At 46.2% G+C, this 333-nt stretch carries 1 pseudogene; it reads left to right on the top strand.

Annotated elements, in window-relative coordinates:
- Positions 1–193: 193 nt before the first annotated feature.
- A pseudogene (locus tag ACODJP_RS13835) lies at positions 194–333 on the top strand (RNA-binding protein); the annotation flags it as partial.

The following is a 333-nucleotide window of genomic DNA, read 5'->3' as shown; positions in this document are numbered from 1 at the left end:
CTCTGGACCACCACCCCCTAAAAGGGAGACCTCATTCGGAGGGGGATCCAGGGGACGGGAACGAAGTTATGATAATAACTCTTCATATGGAGGATCCAGGGGACGTGAACGATCAAGTTATGATAATAACTCTTCATTCGGAGGGTCTAGGGGACAGGACCGATCAAGTTATGGTAATACTAACAAGATTTATGTGGGTAACCTTGCATGGGAAGTGGACAATAATGCTCTTGAGACATTGTTTAGCGAGCATGGAAATGTTCAGGAGGCGAGGGTGGTGTATGATAGAGATAGTGGTAGATCAAGGGGATTTGGATTTGTAACCTACAGCTC

Origin of the sequence: Pleomorphochaeta sp. DL1XJH-081 (assembly GCF_049310885.1) — a bacterium.
GTDB lineage: Bacteria > Spirochaetota > Spirochaetia > Sphaerochaetales > Sphaerochaetaceae > CAYZJV01.
Note: the sequence above shows the minus strand (reverse complement) of the source record. Positions and strands in the feature narration are given on the sequence as shown.